This is a genomic window from Streptomyces sp. NPDC029138, assembly GCF_055564375.1.
Map to the genome: position 1 here is coordinate 378,772 of NZ_JBVHWM010000001.1, position 15,021 is coordinate 393,792.

A 15,021-nucleotide genomic window follows, 5' to 3' on the forward strand; every position below is an offset into this window, starting at 1 on the left:
TGAAAAGTGTGACGTCAGGTTATCGAGAGTGGTCACGCTGTGTCCGAGGGATGCCGGAAATTCACTCGGACGGGAGAGTTTCGGAACGTCCGGGTGACAGGTGAGCCGGAGATCGGTCGTACGTTGGCAGGGTGACCCAGCACAGGCACAGGCGCCGGGGCCCGGCGCGGCAGGTGATACGGAAGCGGGCGGTGATGGCCGCCGCGTTCGTCGGGACCGTCGCGCTCGGCACGGGCGTCGGCGTGTGGGCCTCGTCGGACGGGGGCGGCGGGAAGCCGGGGGGAAGCGCGCGGCAGTCGTCGTCCGGCCGGGTGGCCGGCACCGACTCCGGCGGTCCTGGCACACCGTCGGCGCGCCCCAGCCCCAGCCGGTCCTACCCGCTCTCGCGGGCGCCGCGCACCATACCCGCGGTGCGCTCCCACACCCCGGCGCGCGGGCCCGGCTGGACACCGCGGCCGGGCGGGCGGGTGGTGGTGAGCGACGCCGAGCTGGCCGACGAGGGACGGCTCACGGCCCGGGAGCTGGGGCTGACGTACGCGGGGGAGAAGGACGACGTGCGGGCGGGTGACGTGCGGCTCGCGCTCGGCGGCGGGGGCGGGAACCAGGAGTCGTACACCATGACCGTCCGGAGCGGGCGGGTCGACATCAGCGGGCCCGGCGAGGCCGGCGTGTTCTACGGCACCCGCACCCTGAAGCAGGAGGTCCACGGCGGCGGTACGGCACCCGAGGGCGTCGTGGGCGACGAGCCCGCCAAGCCGGTGCGCGGGTTCATGCTGGACATCGCACGCAAGCCGTACAGCGAGACCTGGATCGAGGACCGGATACGCGAGCTGGGGGACCTGAAGTTCAACGAGCTGGGCCTGCACTTCTCCGACGACCAGGCCTTCCGGATCGAGTCCAGCAGCCACCCGGAGATCGTCTCAAAGGACCATCTGACCAAGGCGCAGGTCAAGAAGATCGTGGCGCTGGCGGACAGCCGGCACATCACCGTCGTACCGGAGATCGACTCGCCGGGGCACCTGGGCGCCGTCATCGCCGCCCACCCGGACCTCCAGCTGCGCAACGCGAGCGGGGCGCCGACGCGGGGCGCGGTCGACATCTCCAAGGACGCCTCCGCGCGGATCGTCGACGATCTGCTGAACGAGTACGCCGGGCTCTTCACCGGCGACCAGTGGCACCTGGGCGGGGACGAGTACCAGGCGCTGACCGTCAGGGACCCGCAGGCCTCGTATCCGCGGCTGGCCGCCGCCGCCCGGCAGGCCTTCGGCCCCGGCGCGACCGTCGCCGACCTCGCCACCGGCTGGCTGAACGACCGCGCCGCCACCGTCCGCGCCCACGACCGGACCGTCCGCGCCTGGAACGACGGCTTCTACCGGGACACCACCGTGCGGCCCGACCCGGACATCCAGGTCGCCTACTGGACCGGCAAGGAGATCGGCGCCCGGCAGCCCGTGGAGTACCTGAGCGCGGGCCGGAAGGTGATCAACTACAACGACGAGTTCCTCTACTACGTGCTCGGACAGCCGCAGACCTTCGTCTACCCGACCGGACAGCGTATCTACGAGCGGTGGAACCCGCGGGTGCTGCGCGGCACGACCGCCGTACCGGAGCGCTACGACGGCCAGATCCTCGGCGGCTCCTTCGCGGTCTGGTCCGACTTCCCGAACGCGCAGACGGAGGCACAGGTCGCCGCCGGCATCCGGATGCCGCTGCGGGCCACCGCGCAGAAGCTGTGGGACCCGGGCACGCCCGCGCTGTCCTGGGCCGACTTCCGGAGGCTGGCGGACCGGCTGGGCTGAGAACCGAGTGGACGTACGGCGGCGTCCGACCGTATGTTCCGGTGTCCGCGCGCGTCCTGGTGACGCGCGCGTCCAGGTCAGTGGCCGCGCGTCGCCTCGGGGAGAGCCGACGCGCCGGCTCAGCTCTCATCGTCCCGGGGGGACTCCGTCATGACCTCGCCCATGCCCACGCCGCCCCATCCCGCGCCGCCGTACCAGCCCCCGGCCGGCGCCTGGCTGCGCTCGCCGGCCGCGCTCGGCCGGGCCACCGCCGTACTGCTCGGGCTCGTCATCGCCACCGACCTGTTCGCCTGCTACGCGGACCTGCTGGAACTCGACGTCACCGGCGACATCGCCGACGGCGCCACCGGGGCCGGCGTCGTCGACCGGGCCGACCGCGCGGACGCGGTCTACGCGGTGGCCGGCATCACCCAGATGGTCGCGCTGGTCGCCACGATGGTCGTCTACCTGTGCTGGCTGTGGCGGGTCCGGGTGAACGCCGAGGTGTTCGATGCCTCCCGGCACCGCATGAAGCGCGGCTGGACGATCGGCGGCTGGTTCTGCCCGGTCGTGAACCTCTGGTTCCCGCGCCGGATCGTCGCCGACAGCTGGGACGCCAGCGCTCCCTGGGGCGCGCGGCCCGGGCACACGCCGGTCAACGCCTGGTGGACGCTGTGGATCATCAGCCTCCTCGCGGGCCGGTACGCGTACACCACGTCCCGCAACGCCGAGACGGTGGCCGAACTGCGCGACGCCGCCCGGGTGATGCTGTTCTCCGACGCGTTCGACATCGCGGCGGCCGTCCTCGCCATCGTGGTGGTCCTCCAGCTGACCCGTATGCAGGAGCGCAAGGTGCTCTCCGGCGAGGTGCCGGCCCCCGCCTTCGGCTGACCCCGGCCGCTGTCGCCTTTGGCTGAAACACCGCGGCTGTGACACTCCCGCGCCGTCGCACGCAGTAAGGGGAAGTGCGGGCTCCGTACCGGTCGGCGCCCTGGCGAGGGAGAAATTCATGAGCCTCGTGGAACTGATCGCACAGGCCGACGAACGCGGACTGGCCGCCAGCGGACTGGCTTGTTTGGATCGGTGTCTGCCGCTGCTCGGCGGCGACGACGAACTGCTGCGCCCGCTGTGGGCCCGCCTCGCCGAGGGCTCCGACTGGTCCATGGACCTGGCCCTGGTCCGCACCACCCTCGGCCCCGCGGACCCCGCCGACGACGAGGCCGCGTGCCTCGCCCGGCGCATGCTGGAGTCGGCCCCGGCCGAGCGCACCGCGGGCGCGGTACGGCCCTGGGCCGACGCCTGCTCGGTCGCCTCGCTGCGCGTCCACCGGCTGCTCGACCCCGCCGCGGACGGCGACCCGGCCCGGGACGGCGACCCGGTCCCGGACGGCCTCGACGCCGGGCGGGCGGGCGACACGGCGGAGCTGCCGCCGCTCGTCGCCGCCGAGCTGCGCCGCCAGGCCGCCGTGCTGGAACTCCTCGCGGGGCATGGCGCGCAGGGGCTGCGCCAGGCGCTGGAGGTGTCGGTGGAGGGCCGCCGGGTGCTGCGCGCGGTGGTCTCGCGCCGGGCGCGCAGCGCCGCGGAACCGGGAGCGTGAGGGGGGCCTGTGCCCTTCGTGCGGCGGACGTGGGGTGGTCCTGCGACGGTTGGCCAAACGTCGGGAGAAACGTTTCGAATTCCGGTGACGGAATCCCTCCCCGGCTCGCTCTTCCTTATGTGACAGCCCAAGTGACGACTCATGTGACAGCTCATGCGACCGCCGGGTCCCAGGCAGCACAGCAGGAGGCCAGGCCGAGTGCCGCCGCCAAGCCCGTGCGGTGGGCGGCGGACGCGGTGGCGACCATGCGGGAGGGCGCGCGGGTACGGCTCGACTACTCGGCGCAGAGCCTGTGGCGGGTGGACCGGATGATCGAGGAGATACGCCGTGAGGGGCCGCCGTACGCGGCCGTCGAGAGCGTGCTGCGCGGCTTCGGCGCCTACGCGGGCGAGGTGATCGTCCGGCAGACCGGCGCCGAGTGGTGGGCGACCGGCGGCGAGCACTGGGTGCGCACCCCCGACGGCCGGCTGTGGGACCCCATCGACGAGGCCCGCCGCTGCTACGCCGGCCACGGCTCGCTGCGGCTGCTGTGCCGGGAGGCGACCGCCCCCGGCTGACCGGCCCGGCTGTGACACTTCCGTCCGGGCCGACGCTGATGATCGTGGAGGGCGGGGACACGGCCGGAGCGTGTCGCACCGTGAGGCAAGCGCCACGCAGTGGCCAGGAACTCGGCACGAACGAGGACGGTCTTGGGCCAGGGAGGGGAACCCCGCCGCCCGCAGCCGCGGGACGGGGAGCTGGGCGCGGCCGTCGCGCGGGCCCAGGACGGTGACGAGACCGCGTTCGCGGTGGCCTACCGGATCGTGCAGCCCGGCCTGCTGGGCTATCTGCGGGGTCTGGTCGGCGAGGACGCGGAGGACGTCGCCTCCGATGCCTGGCTGGAGATCGCGCGCGACCTCGGCCGGTTCCGGGGCGACGGCGCGGGCTTTCGAGGCTGGACCGCGACCATCGCCCGGCACCGCGCGCTGGACCATCTGCGCCGGCAGCGGGTACGGCCCCGGGCGGCGCAGCTGGAGCAGGACGCCCTGGAGCTGCCCGGCCGGCACAGCACCCACGACCAGGCCCTGGAGTCGCTCTCCACCGAGCGCGCGCTGGAACTGGTCCGCGCGCTGCCCCGGGACCAGGCCGAGGCGGTGCTGCTGCGCGTGGTCGTCGGCCTCGACGGCCCGGCCGCGGCCCGAGTCCTCGGCAAACGCCCCGGCGCCGTCCGCACAGCCGCGTACCGGGGCCTGCGGCGCCTGGCCCGCCAACTCGGCGCGGACGACGTGACGGACACGGATCGGCCGACGCCGGGGGAGCCGGGGTGAACGCCGGCGGATGTGAGACGTATGTATGGGGGCGGGGCGTCGGCTACGGCGCCGTTTCCCGCGTCGCAGCAGGGGCGCTCGGGGCCTTGGCCTCGGGGAGTTCGAGGGCTCGGCTTCGGCGGAGGGCGGAGTCCGGGGGCGGATGCGGGTGCGCTCGGCTCCGGACGCGTTCGCGGCCCGGGTTTTCGGCGCCTGCGGAGCCTCGGGTGCGGGGCCCACGGGGCCGGGTGGCTGGATGGCCGGTGGGCGTGGGCGCCTGGGATGTCGGTGAGTGGGTGCGGTGGATCGGTGTACGGAGTTCCGGGTGGACCGGATGAGGGCGGGAACGGGTATGGGTGAACGGCACAGCGGCGGCGGGCTGACCGGTCGTCGGCGTGCGCACCCTGGCGGTACCGTCGCCGCGCCGGAGCCGGCCTCCGGGCGCGCTCGGCTGGAGACGCGGTTCGGCGCCGCCCTGCGCGCCGAGGGCGTCGACGCCGAGGCCGAGCGCAGCGCCGTCGCCGCCTTCCGGGCCGCGCGCGACGCGGGGGCACACCACGCGCGGACCCGCGCCCGGGACGACTGGCGGCCGGCCCGCGCCCGCCGCTCGCTGCGGATCACCCTCTCGCTCGCGCTGGCGAGCCTCACGCTGGGCGGAGCCGCCGTCGCGGCCATCGGCTCCGCCGGGTCCGGTACGCACGACGACCCGAGCCGAGCGCCCCGGTCCGCGCGGCCGGCGGCCGACGCGCCGCCCGCCTCGGCCGACGGCACGGCAACCGGGCCCTCGGACACCGGCTCCGCCCCTCGCCCCCGGCACCCGGTCACCGCCCAGGACACCCTCGCCCACTGCCGTGCCTACACACGGGCCGGGGAACGCGGTGGCGCCCTGGAGGCGACCGCCTGGCAACGGCTCGTCACGGCGGCCGGGGGCCCGGAGAAGGTCGCCGCCTACTGCGCCGCGCAGAGGACACCGACAAAGGGCAGGAACGCCGAAAAACCGAGCAATTCCGGCAGCACCGGCAAGACCGGCAAGGGTGAGAGCAAGGGCGACGGCGGCCAGGGGAACGCGGGCGAAGGGAACGCGGCCGAAGGAAACGCGGGCGGCGGCAAGACGGCCGACGGGAACTCGGCCGGCGGCAAGCCGTAGGCAACCGTACTTGCCGAAGTAGACCGGACCGCACGGAACGGGGTGGCCGACGCGGGCGCCTGGCCGGTTGGTCACGCCTTGGCCGCGTTGGTCGCCGAGTCCGTGCAACGCCGAGGCCGGAGCGCCGAACCGAGGCAACGGCCGGGGCCGCCACCCCCCACAGGAGAGGCCCCGGCCGTCGCGCGGACGGGCCGCGCGCGGCCCGTACTCTCTTCAGCGCCATGGGCGCGGTTTCTGTCACACCCCGCCACGCCTCGGGCACATCGCGACCCCGCCCGGATCTCACGCTGCGCACATCCGTACCCGGTCACGAGTTAGTTGCATCTTGTATGGACGTGGACGAGCCGCGGTTTCACGCCGTAACGTGCCTTTCGCGCCGACCGAAGACAGGCGTAAAGGGAGTACGGTGCTGGGGGACGACGCGGAGCTGACCGCCGCGGTGCGTGCGGCACAGGACGGAGACGAGACCGCGTTCCGTACGGTGTACCGCGCGGTGCATCCCCGCCTGCTCGGATACGTCCGCACACTGGTCGGCGACCTGGACGCCGAGGACGTCGCGTCCGAGGCCTGGCTCCAGATCGCCCGCGACCTGGACCGGTTCAGCGGTGACGCCGACCGGTTCCGCGGCTGGGCCGCCCGGATCGCCCGCAATCGTGCCCTGGACCACATACGCATGCGGGGCCGGCGCCCCGCCATAGGCGGCGACGAGACGGAGCTGACCGGCCGCGCCGCCGAGTCCGACACGGCCGGCGAGGCCATCGAGGCCCTGGCCACCGACAGCACCCTCTCCCTGATTGCCCGGCTCCCGCAGGACCAGGCCGAGGCGGTCGTCCTGCGCGTGGTCGTGGGCCTGGACGCCAAGACCGCCGCCGAGACCCTCGGCAAACGCGCGGGCGCCGTCCGTACCGCCGCGCACCGCGGTCTCAAACGGCTCGCGGAGCTGATCGGCGACGATCCGGAATCGACGGGCGGACTCGACGCGCTCCCGCCGCAAAGAGAACCGCGCCGGGGCGCGGTGACGTCCGCAACTGTGACGCATACGCGTGCGCGGACGCAGAAGGACATGTGATGGCCGACGAGCAGTACAAGTGGCTGAACCGTGAGACGGCGGAACGTCTGCTGCGCGGAGAGTCACTGGACGCCGTCGACCCCTCCGCCCGTGACCAGGCCGAACGTCTCTCCGGGGCGCTCGGCGCGCTGTCCGCCGAGGCGGCCCCCGCCTCCGGTGAACTCCCCGGCGAGCAGGCCGCGCTGGCCGCGTTCCGCAAGGCCCGCGAGGCCGCCGAGGCGGAGCGCACCGCCGCCGCGCACGCCCCCGCCGCCACCCGCACCCAGGCACCCCGCGCCGACGCCGGCCTGGTCAGCATCGGTGCCCCGGCCCGTACCGGAATCCGCACCCGGCGCCCCCGCTGGGCCCGCCCGGTGCGCCTGACCCTCGCCGCCGCGGTGGCCGCGGGCACGCTCGGCGGGGTCGCCGTGGCCGCCGGCAGCGGGGTGCTGCCCACGCCGTTCGGCGACGAGCACCCCCGCCCGGCCGCCTCCGTCTCCCCCGACACGACCAGCGGGCAGCCGCTCGCCTCCCCGTCCGCACCGGGCGGCGGAACGGGCACGGGCGCGCCGGACGGTGGTACACGAGGGCGCGGCGGCACCGATGACGAGGCCGCCGGGACGGGCGACGGCACCGGCCGGAACGCCGTACCCGGCTCCGGAGCCCCCTCCGCGACGTCCGGGACCGGGTGGCTCGGCGCCACCGCGGCCTGCCGTGCCGTGCGGGACGGCAAGGACCTGGACGCCGGCCGCAAGCGCGCGCTGGAACACCTGGCCGGCGGCCCCGGCCGCGTGACCAAGTACTGCAAGGTCCTGCTGGGTACCGGTGACTCCGTCTCCGGCGGCACGGGCGGCGCGAACAGCGGCGGCAGTGGCGGCAGCGGCGGGAACACCACCGGCCAGGGCGAGGGCAAGGACGGCGGCAAGGACGGTGGCAAGGGCAAGGGCGACGACGGCCCCGCCGGTCCGGGCGGCGGCAAGGGCAGCGGCAAAGACGGCGGCAAAGACGGCGGCAAGGGCAGCGGCAAGGGCAGCGGCAAAGACGGCGGCAAGGGCGGGGGCAAGGGCGGCGGCGGGCACCGCGGTGGCGCCGCCCCCGCTCCCTCGGCCTTCGCACCCGCGCACCCCGGCGCACCGGACAACGGCCCCGCGACCCCGTCACCGGCTCCGAAGTACACCGCGCTCTGATCGCCGTAACCCCGTCTGACCAGCGCTTTTTGCGGGCGCCGAAAAACTTTCGGCGCGAGGTGTGACGTTTCTGGAGCCCCGGACGCAGTAATGAGTGAGCCGACTGGTCATCGGCCGTCGCACGGAGCCGGGGTTCCCCCCGTACCCACGGCTCGTGCACCTGGCGCGGGCGGGGCACGTTCCCCCGGTCCCGCCCGCGCCCCGCAACGCACACGCTCAGCAGGACGGCTCACCAGGACACGACGACCTTGTCGCCGACCCTCACCTGTGCGAAGAGCTGAGCGATCGCCGTCTCGTCCCGCACGTTGACGCACCCGTGGGAGCCGCCCGCGTAGCCGCGCGCCGCGAAGTCGTACGAGTAGTGCACCGCCTGGCCGCCGCTGAAGAACATCGCGTACGGCATCGGCGCGTCATAGAGGGTCGACACATGGTGCCGTGACTTCCAGTAGACGGTGAACACACCTTCGCGGGTCGGGGTGTACTGCGCGCCGAACCGCACCGCCATCGTGGACAGGGTCCGCCCGTCGACCATCCAGCGCAGGGTCCGGCTGGTCTTGCTGATGCACAGCACCCGCCCGGTCAGACAGCGCGCGTCCGGCGCGGCGGCCGGCTGACCGCCCATCAGGTACAGCTCCCACCTGCCCGGCGGACGTGTCATCGCCACCAGCCGCTGCCAGGTGACGGTGTCCGTCGCGCCGGTCCGGGGCAGCCCGCGCCTGCCCTGGAAGCCCTGGACGGCCCGCTCGGTCGGGCCGTCGTACGACCCGTTCGGCCCCTCGGTCAGCCAGGCCACCTGGCGCAGCCGCGCCTGGAGTTCCCGCACGGCCGGCCCGCTGTCCCCCCGCGACCACAGGACCCGCGGCGCGGGCACGGCGGGCGCGGCGGGCATCGGCGTGGTGGTCGGTGTGGTGGCCGTCGGCGGGGCGGCCGGCGCCGTCCGGGCGGGGCCGGGCCCCGGACTGCTCCGGGCGGTGCCGGAACCTGGACTGCTCGGCAGCTCCACACGCACCGGCAGGCCCCGTTTTCCATCGGCGCCCGCCGGCTGCACGGTGCACCCGCAGAGCGCGGCGAGTGCGGCGGCCGAGGCGAGCAGAGCGGCAGATCTCCCCGGGATCCTCATGCCCGGGATGCTTCCCCGCGTGACCGCCGCCGAACTACGGGGCATGGTGAGGAGTACCCGTCCTACCGCGCGGAGGCAAGCGATGGCACATCAGTCGGCACGTCAGTCGGAGTCGGGCCTGCCGATCGAGCCGGTCTACGGGCCGGCCGACCTGACCGGCTGGGACCCGGCCCGCAAGCTGGGCGAACCGGGCGCGTACCCGTTCACCCGCGGGGTCTACCCGACCATGTACACCGGCCGGCCCTGGACCATGCGCCAGTACGCGGGCTTCGGCACGGCGGCGGAGTCCAACGCCCGCTACCGGCAGCTGATCGCCCACGGCACCACCGGCCTGTCCGTCGCCTTCGACCTGCCCACCCAGATGGGCCACGACTCCGACGCGCCCCTCGCGCACGGCGAGGTCGGCAAGGTGGGCGTGGCGATCGACTCGATCGAGGACATGCGGGTGCTGTTCGACGGCATCCCGCTGGACCAGGTCTCGACGTCCATGACGATCAACGCGCCCGCCGCGCTGCTCCTGCTGCTGTACCAGCTGGTGGCGGAGGAACAGGGGGTGCCCGCCGACCAGCTGACGGGCACGATCCAGAACGACGTCCTGAAGGAGTACATCGCGCGGGGCACGTACATCTTCCCGCCGAAGCCGTCCCTGCGGCTGACCGCGGACATCTTCCGGTACTGCACCGCCGAGATCCCGAAGTGGAACACGATCTCGATCTCCGGCTACCACATGGCCGAGGCCGGCGCGTCCCCGGCGCAGGAGATCGCGTTCACGCTCGCCGACGGCATCGAGTACGTCCGTACGGCGGTGGCGGCGGGCATGGACGTGGACGACTTCGCCCCGCGCCTGTCCTTCTTCTTCGTGGCCCGTACGACGCTGCTGGAGGAGGTCGCCAAGTTCCGGGCGGCGCGCAGGATCTGGGCGCGGGTGATGAGGGAGGAGTTCGGGGCGCGCAATCCCAAGTCGCTGATGCTGCGCTTCCACACCCAGACGGCGGGGGTCCAGCTGACGGCCCAGCAGCCGGAGGTGAACCTGGTCCGGGTCGCCGTCCAGGCCCTGGCCGCCGTCCTCGGCGGTACGCAGTCCCTGCACACCAACTCCTTCGACGAGGCCATCGCGCTGCCTACGGACAAGAGCGCGCGGCTGGCCCTGCGGACGCAGCAGGTGCTGGCGTACGAGACGGACGTACCGGCGACGGTGGATCCGTTCGCCGGTTCCTACGCGGTCGAGCGGATGACGGACGACGTGGAGGAGGCGGCCGTCGACCTGATGCGGAGGGTGGAGGACCTGGGCGGCGCGGTCGCCGCGATCGAGCGGGGCTTCCAGAAGGCCGAGATCGAGAAGAACGCGTACCGCATCGCGCAGGAGACCGACTCCGGTGAGCGGGTGGTGGTCGGGGTCAACCGCTTCCGGCTGGACGAGGAGGAGCCGTACGAGCCGCTGCGCGTGGACCCGTCGATCGAGTCCCGCCAGGCCGAACGCCTGGCCGGACTGCGGGCCGAACGCGACCAGGGCGCGGTGACCACGGCACTGGACGCGCTGCGGAAGGCGGCGGAGGGCGAGGACAACGTCCTGTACCCGATGAAGGAGGCGCTGCGGGCGCGGGCGACGGTGGGGGAGGTCTGCGGGGCGCTCCGCGAGGTCTGGGGGAGCCACGTACCGAGTGACACCTTCTGAGGCCCTGGGCGCCCTCCTGGACGGGGAGGACCGAGTGTCGTACCCCCGTGCGACACTCCTCCCATGTTCGGTGTCATCGACCTCCCCACCTATCTCGCGGGCCTGATCCTGATCGTGCTGCTGCCCGGCCCCAACTCGCTCTACGTGCTGTCCGTGGCCGCTCGCCGCGGTGTGCGGGCCGGTTACACCGCCGCCGCCGGTGTGTGGTGCGGGGACACCGTGCTGATGACACTGTCCGCCGCCGGCGTCGCCTCGCTGCTCCAGGGGAACGCGCTGCTGTTCGGGATCGTGAAGTACGCGGGCGCCGGATACCTGAGCTGGCTGGCGATCGGCATGCTGCGGGCCGCCCGGCAGATGTGGCGGACCCGGCGGGAGCGGGCCGTCGAGGAGGCCGCGCCCGCCGAGGGCACCGACGAGCGGCCCTTCCGCCGTGCCCTCGTCGTCAGCCTCTTCAACCCCAAGGCGATCCTCTTCTTCGTCGCCTTCTTCGTGCAGTTCGTCGACCCGGGCTACGCCTACCCGGCCCTCTCCTTCGTCGTCCTCGGCGCCTTCGCCCAGCTGGCCAGCGGTCTGTATCTCAGCGCCCTGATATTCGGCGGCACGCGGCTGGCCGCGGCCTTCCGCCGGCGCAAGCGGCTGTCCGCCACCGCCACGTCGGCGGCGGGGGCGCTGTTCCTGGGGTTCGCGGTGAAGCTCTCGCTCGCCAGCGCGTGACGCTTCGCTGTGATGTGGCCGAAGAGGGCGCGGTTTCGGGTGCGGGGTGGCTTGTCGCGCGGTTCCCCGCGCCCCTGAGGTTCGTCGCGCCCTACGGGGTCATAAAAGCGCCCGTTCGTTCCGCGTACTCTCGCAGGCCCTCCGTGGTCTCTCCCGCCCAGCCCACGTACCCGTCCGGGCGGATCAGGAAGACGCCCTCGCCGTACGACTCCGGGGCCGTGGGGAGCGAGCGCACCCCCGCCGCCGTCGCTCCCAGCAGCGTCCAGTGCGGGCCCCGGAACGCGTCGAAGAGGCGGACGCCGGACACCGTGCCGTCCGGGGCGCGGTCGCCCGCGCGGAGGCCCTCGGTCTTCCCGCGTGTGTCCACGCTGAGGGACGACTCCCGGTAGTTCAGACCGAGTTGTACCGTCGCCCGGCCCCGCTGGACCGTCCCTCGGTGTACCCCCGTCGACAGGTCCAGCATGGCCGCCGCGTTCGTGCGGCGCTCCTCCTCGTACGTGTCCAACAGGGTTGCCGGTGCCCCGCCCCGGAGTACCGCGCCCAGTTTCCAGCCCAGGTTGTAGGCGTCCTGGACGCTGGTGTTCAGGCCCTGGCCGCCCGCCGGGGAGTGGACGTGGGCGGCGTCGCCGGCGAGGAGGACCCGGCCCGCCCGGAACCGGTCCGCCAGGGCCGCGCGCGGGCGGAAGTCGGAGGCCCAGCGCAGGTCCGTGACGTCACCGGCGTCCAGGTGCGTGGAGGTGGCGACCAGCTCGCGGATGCCGTCCAGGGACAGGTCGGCCTCGGCCGCTCCCGGCAGGCGCGCCTGTAGTTGGAAGTATTCCGTGCCGGCGAGCGGGCACAGGGCGAGGCCGCTGCCGTCGGCCCCCGGGAACGTGTGCCAGTGGTCCCGGTCCAGGCCCCGCACCCGTACGTCCGCCACGAGGAACGGCACCGGATCGACCGTCTCCCCGGTCATGCCCACGCCCAGTGCGCGCCGGACCGCCGAGCGCCCGCCGTCCGCCGCGACCACGTAGGCCGCGCGGAGCGTCGTACCGTCGGCGCACGACACCGTCACGCCCTCCGCGTCCTGCGTCAGGCCCGTCACCTCCCGGCCGAACGCGACACGCCCTCCCTCATGCTCGGTCAGCCGTGCGTACAGCACCTCCTGCGTCCGCCACTGCGCGACCATCAGCGGCTCGGTGTACGGCGTGCCCTCGTCCGCCGGGATCTCCTCGAACATCGGCTGTTCGCCGAGCCGCTCGCCGTCCTTCCAGATCAGCCGGGGCGGGTAGGGGCCGCCGGCCGCCCGGACCGCGTCCAGGACGCCCAGGTCGGCGAGGACCTCCTGGGTGCGGGGCTGGATTCCCTTGCCGCGCGAGCCCGGGAAGAGCGCCTCCGCCCGCTCCACCACCAGGGCGTCCACTCCGCGCCGGGCGAGGTCGATGCCCAGCGTCAGGCCCGTCGGTCCCGCGCCCACGATCAGTACATCCATCGCATATCTCCTTAACGATGTTAAGTGGCCTTGTCGACGAGCGTGCCCTTAACGTTGTTAAGCTGTCAAGCGTGAGTTCCGAGAAGCGCGCGCCCCTGGACCGCGCACGAGTGGCCGACACCGCGCTGCGGCTGCTGAACGAGGTCGGCCTGGACGGGCTGACCCTGCGCGCCATCGCCCGGGAGCTGGACGTCAAGGCGCCCGCCCTGTACTGGCACTTCAAGGACAAGCAGGCGCTGCTGGACGAGATGGCGACGGAGATGTACCGGCGGATGGCGGCCGGAGCCGTCCTAGATCCCGCCGACACCTGGCGGGAACGGCTGCTGAAGACCCAGCGCGGGCTGCGGGCGGCGCTGCTCGGCTACCGCGACGGGGCAAAGGTGTTCAGCGGCTCGCGCTTCACGGGCATCGAGCACGCCCGGGAGCTGGAGGCGAACCTGCGGGTGCTGACGGGCGCCGGCTTCACCCTCGCGCAGGCGGTCGACGCGGGCCGCACGGTGCACGCGTACACCCTCGGCTTCGTCACCGAGGAGCAGGGTGTGCGGCCCCTCCCGGGCGAGCGCCGGGAGGGGTACGACATCGGGGAACGCGCCCGGCGCATGGCCGGCTTCCCGCTCGCGGCCGAGGCCGGGAGGCTCCTCTTCGACGACTACGACCGGCAGTTCGAGGAGGGGCTGGCGCTGGTCGTCGCGGGCATCGGGGCGCGGTACGGGATCAGCTGACGGCGGTGGTCGCGGGCGTACGGGCCTTCTTCAGCGCCCTCTTCAGCCGGGGGCCGAACGGTTTCTCCACGAACCGGTGGATCAGCCAGGCCACCGTCAGCATGCCCAGCACGGTCACGGCGAGCGTCGGCCACGCCGGCAGCCCGAGCCCCCGGTGCAGCACCCGGATGACGAACCAGCCCAGGTGCTCATGGATCAGATAGAAGGGGTACGTCAGCGCGCCGGCCGTGACCAGCCAGCGCCAGGAGGCCCACCGCGTCCAGCCCACCGCCACCGCGGCCACGGCGGCGAAGGCGAGGGTGACGACGGCGATGATGACGTACGGGCTGCGGTGGAAGTCGCCCTGCGCGCCGGCGTGCCACAAACCCTGGGTGGCGGTGCTCTGCCCCAGCAGCCAGGACACCGCGACGATGCCCCACAACAGCAGGTCGCCGCCGAAGCGGTGGATCAGGTACAGGGCCAGACCGCCGACGAAGAAGGGGGCGTACTCGGGCATGACCAGCTGGTCGGTGAGCGCGTTGCCGGAGGTGCGGCACACCACCGCCGCCAGCGTCCAGACGCAGGCGAACAGCACGACCCGGCGGTAGGTCACACCCCGTAGGACGACGAACAGGGCGAACAGGGCGTAGAAGCGGACCTCCACCCAGAGGGTCCAGCACACGCCGAGGACGCGGGTGGCGCCCATCGGCTGTTGCAGCATCGTCAGGTTGACCAGGAACTCGTCCGGCCGGACCGGGTGGACGACCACGGGCAGGGCCACGGCCGCCGCGGTGACCAGCACCAGGGCGACCCAGTAGGCGGGGTAGAGGCGGGCGACCCGGGAGCGGAAGAAGTCGCCGAGGGTGCGGCCCCAACTGCTCATGCAGATCACGAAACCGCTGATGACGAAGAAGAACTGCACGCCCAGACAGCCGTAGGTGGCGACCTGGGACAGGGTCGGGAAGACATGGGCCGGGGTCTGGTGCCAGGACGCGGAGACCGGGCCGCCGCGTCCGGCGTAGTGGTAGAGGCAGACCATCAGCGCGGCCACGAGCCGCAGACCGTCCAACGCGTACAGACGGCTCTGACGTTCATGGGCCGTTCGGCGGGCCGGGGGAGCGGGCACGGCGGCGAGGACGGAGGAGGAAGCAGGCATGGTTCTCGGCACCCAACCCGACTGGCGTTAATCGTCTTTGTCTTTCTGGTGAAGATCTGTATCAGAGGGCAATCGTTTCATCGGCGCCTGGGCGAATCACGGGAATGACTTGGTTGACAAGCCAACGATTCGCTTTCCGGA

At 73.4% G+C, this 15,021-nt stretch carries 14 protein-coding genes; 11 read left to right on the forward strand and 3 right to left on the reverse strand.

The features are described 5' to 3' along the window. Positions 1 to 194 precede the first annotated feature (194 nt). The 8 genes from ACZ4WH_RS01775 (at position 195) to ACZ4WH_RS01810 (ending at position 8,043) form a co-directional block, all read left to right on the forward strand. A complete protein-coding gene (locus ACZ4WH_RS01775; RefSeq protein WP_468175567.1) occupies positions 195 to 1,799 on the forward strand; it encodes a beta-N-acetylhexosaminidase in 1,605 nt (534 codons plus the stop codon). A 150-nt stretch (positions 1,800 to 1,949) separates the two neighbouring features. Beyond that, positions 1,950 to 2,669, forward strand: coding sequence for a DUF4328 domain-containing protein (locus ACZ4WH_RS01780; protein ID WP_468175289.1), 720 nt, complete (start codon positions 1,950 to 1,952; stop codon positions 2,667 to 2,669). A 118-nt stretch (positions 2,670 to 2,787) separates the two neighbouring features. Further along, positions 2,788 to 3,375, forward strand: a complete 588-nt coding sequence (locus tag ACZ4WH_RS01785) for a hypothetical protein (protein WP_468175292.1) — start codon at positions 2,788 to 2,790, stop codon at positions 3,373 to 3,375. Positions 3,376 to 3,518: 143 nt separating this feature from the next. Next, positions 3,519 to 3,932, forward strand: a complete 414-nt coding sequence (locus ACZ4WH_RS01790) for a hypothetical protein (protein ID WP_468175295.1) — start codon at positions 3,519 to 3,521, stop codon at positions 3,930 to 3,932. A gap of 132 nt (positions 3,933 to 4,064) precedes the next feature. Further along, positions 4,065 to 4,682: an RNA polymerase sigma factor gene (locus tag ACZ4WH_RS01795; protein ID WP_468175298.1), complete on the forward strand. Its 618-nt coding sequence runs from the start codon at positions 4,065 to 4,067 to the stop codon at positions 4,680 to 4,682. 331 nt (positions 4,683 to 5,013) lie between these two features. Beyond that, positions 5,014 to 5,808, forward strand: a complete 795-nt coding sequence (locus ACZ4WH_RS01800) for a hypothetical protein (RefSeq protein WP_468175301.1) — start codon at positions 5,014 to 5,016, stop codon at positions 5,806 to 5,808. 406 nt (positions 5,809 to 6,214) lie between these two features. Beyond that, on the forward strand, positions 6,215 to 6,877 hold the full coding sequence (locus ACZ4WH_RS01805; protein ID WP_468175304.1) for an RNA polymerase sigma factor: 663 nt from the start codon (positions 6,215 to 6,217) through the stop codon (positions 6,875 to 6,877). Then, complete coding sequence (locus ACZ4WH_RS01810; protein WP_468175307.1) at positions 6,877 to 8,043, forward strand: hypothetical protein; 1,167 nt, start codon at positions 6,877 to 6,879, stop codon at positions 8,041 to 8,043. Before ACZ4WH_RS01805 ends, ACZ4WH_RS01810 begins: the two co-directional genes overlap by 1 nt. 229 nt (positions 8,044 to 8,272) lie before the next feature. Here ACZ4WH_RS01810 and ACZ4WH_RS01815 read toward each other — a convergent pair whose 3' ends face one another. Next, on the reverse strand, positions 8,273 to 9,163 hold the full coding sequence (locus tag ACZ4WH_RS01815) for a L,D-transpeptidase family protein (protein ID WP_468175310.1): 891 nt from the start codon (positions 9,161 to 9,163) through the stop codon (positions 8,273 to 8,275). An 82-nt stretch (positions 9,164 to 9,245) separates the two neighbouring features. On the opposite strand from ACZ4WH_RS01815, the gene ACZ4WH_RS01820 reads away from it, so the two are divergent. Both ACZ4WH_RS01820 and leuE read left to right on the forward strand, forming a co-directional pair. Beyond that, positions 9,246 to 10,838, forward strand: coding sequence for an acyl-CoA mutase large subunit family protein (locus ACZ4WH_RS01820; protein WP_468175313.1), 1,593 nt, complete (start codon positions 9,246 to 9,248; stop codon positions 10,836 to 10,838). A gap of 63 nt (positions 10,839 to 10,901) precedes the next feature. Beyond that, positions 10,902 to 11,552 carry a leucine efflux protein LeuE gene (leuE, locus tag ACZ4WH_RS01825; RefSeq protein WP_468175316.1) on the forward strand — a complete coding sequence of 217 codons (651 nt, stop codon included), beginning with the start codon at positions 10,902 to 10,904 and terminating at the stop codon, positions 11,550 to 11,552. Positions 11,553 to 11,643: 91 nt separating this feature from the next. Here the strand turns inward: leuE and ACZ4WH_RS01830 are convergent, their stop codons facing one another. Then, positions 11,644 to 13,023 (reverse strand): FAD-dependent monooxygenase, encoded by a 1,380-nt coding sequence (locus ACZ4WH_RS01830; protein ID WP_468175319.1) that lies wholly within the window; start codon positions 13,021 to 13,023, stop codon positions 11,644 to 11,646. 71 nt (positions 13,024 to 13,094) lie between these two features. On the opposite strand from ACZ4WH_RS01830, the gene ACZ4WH_RS01835 reads away from it, so the two are divergent. Beyond that, on the forward strand, positions 13,095 to 13,745 hold the full coding sequence (locus ACZ4WH_RS01835; RefSeq protein ID WP_468175322.1) for a TetR/AcrR family transcriptional regulator C-terminal domain-containing protein: 651 nt from the start codon (positions 13,095 to 13,097) through the stop codon (positions 13,743 to 13,745). Here ACZ4WH_RS01835 and ACZ4WH_RS01840 read toward each other — a convergent pair. Further along, positions 13,738 to 14,880 (reverse strand): acyltransferase family protein, encoded by a 1,143-nt coding sequence (locus ACZ4WH_RS01840; RefSeq protein ID WP_468175324.1) that lies wholly within the window; start codon positions 14,878 to 14,880, stop codon positions 13,738 to 13,740. The two genes, ACZ4WH_RS01835 and ACZ4WH_RS01840, sit on opposite strands and share 8 nt — an antisense overlap. Positions 14,881 to 15,021 lie beyond the last annotated feature (141 nt).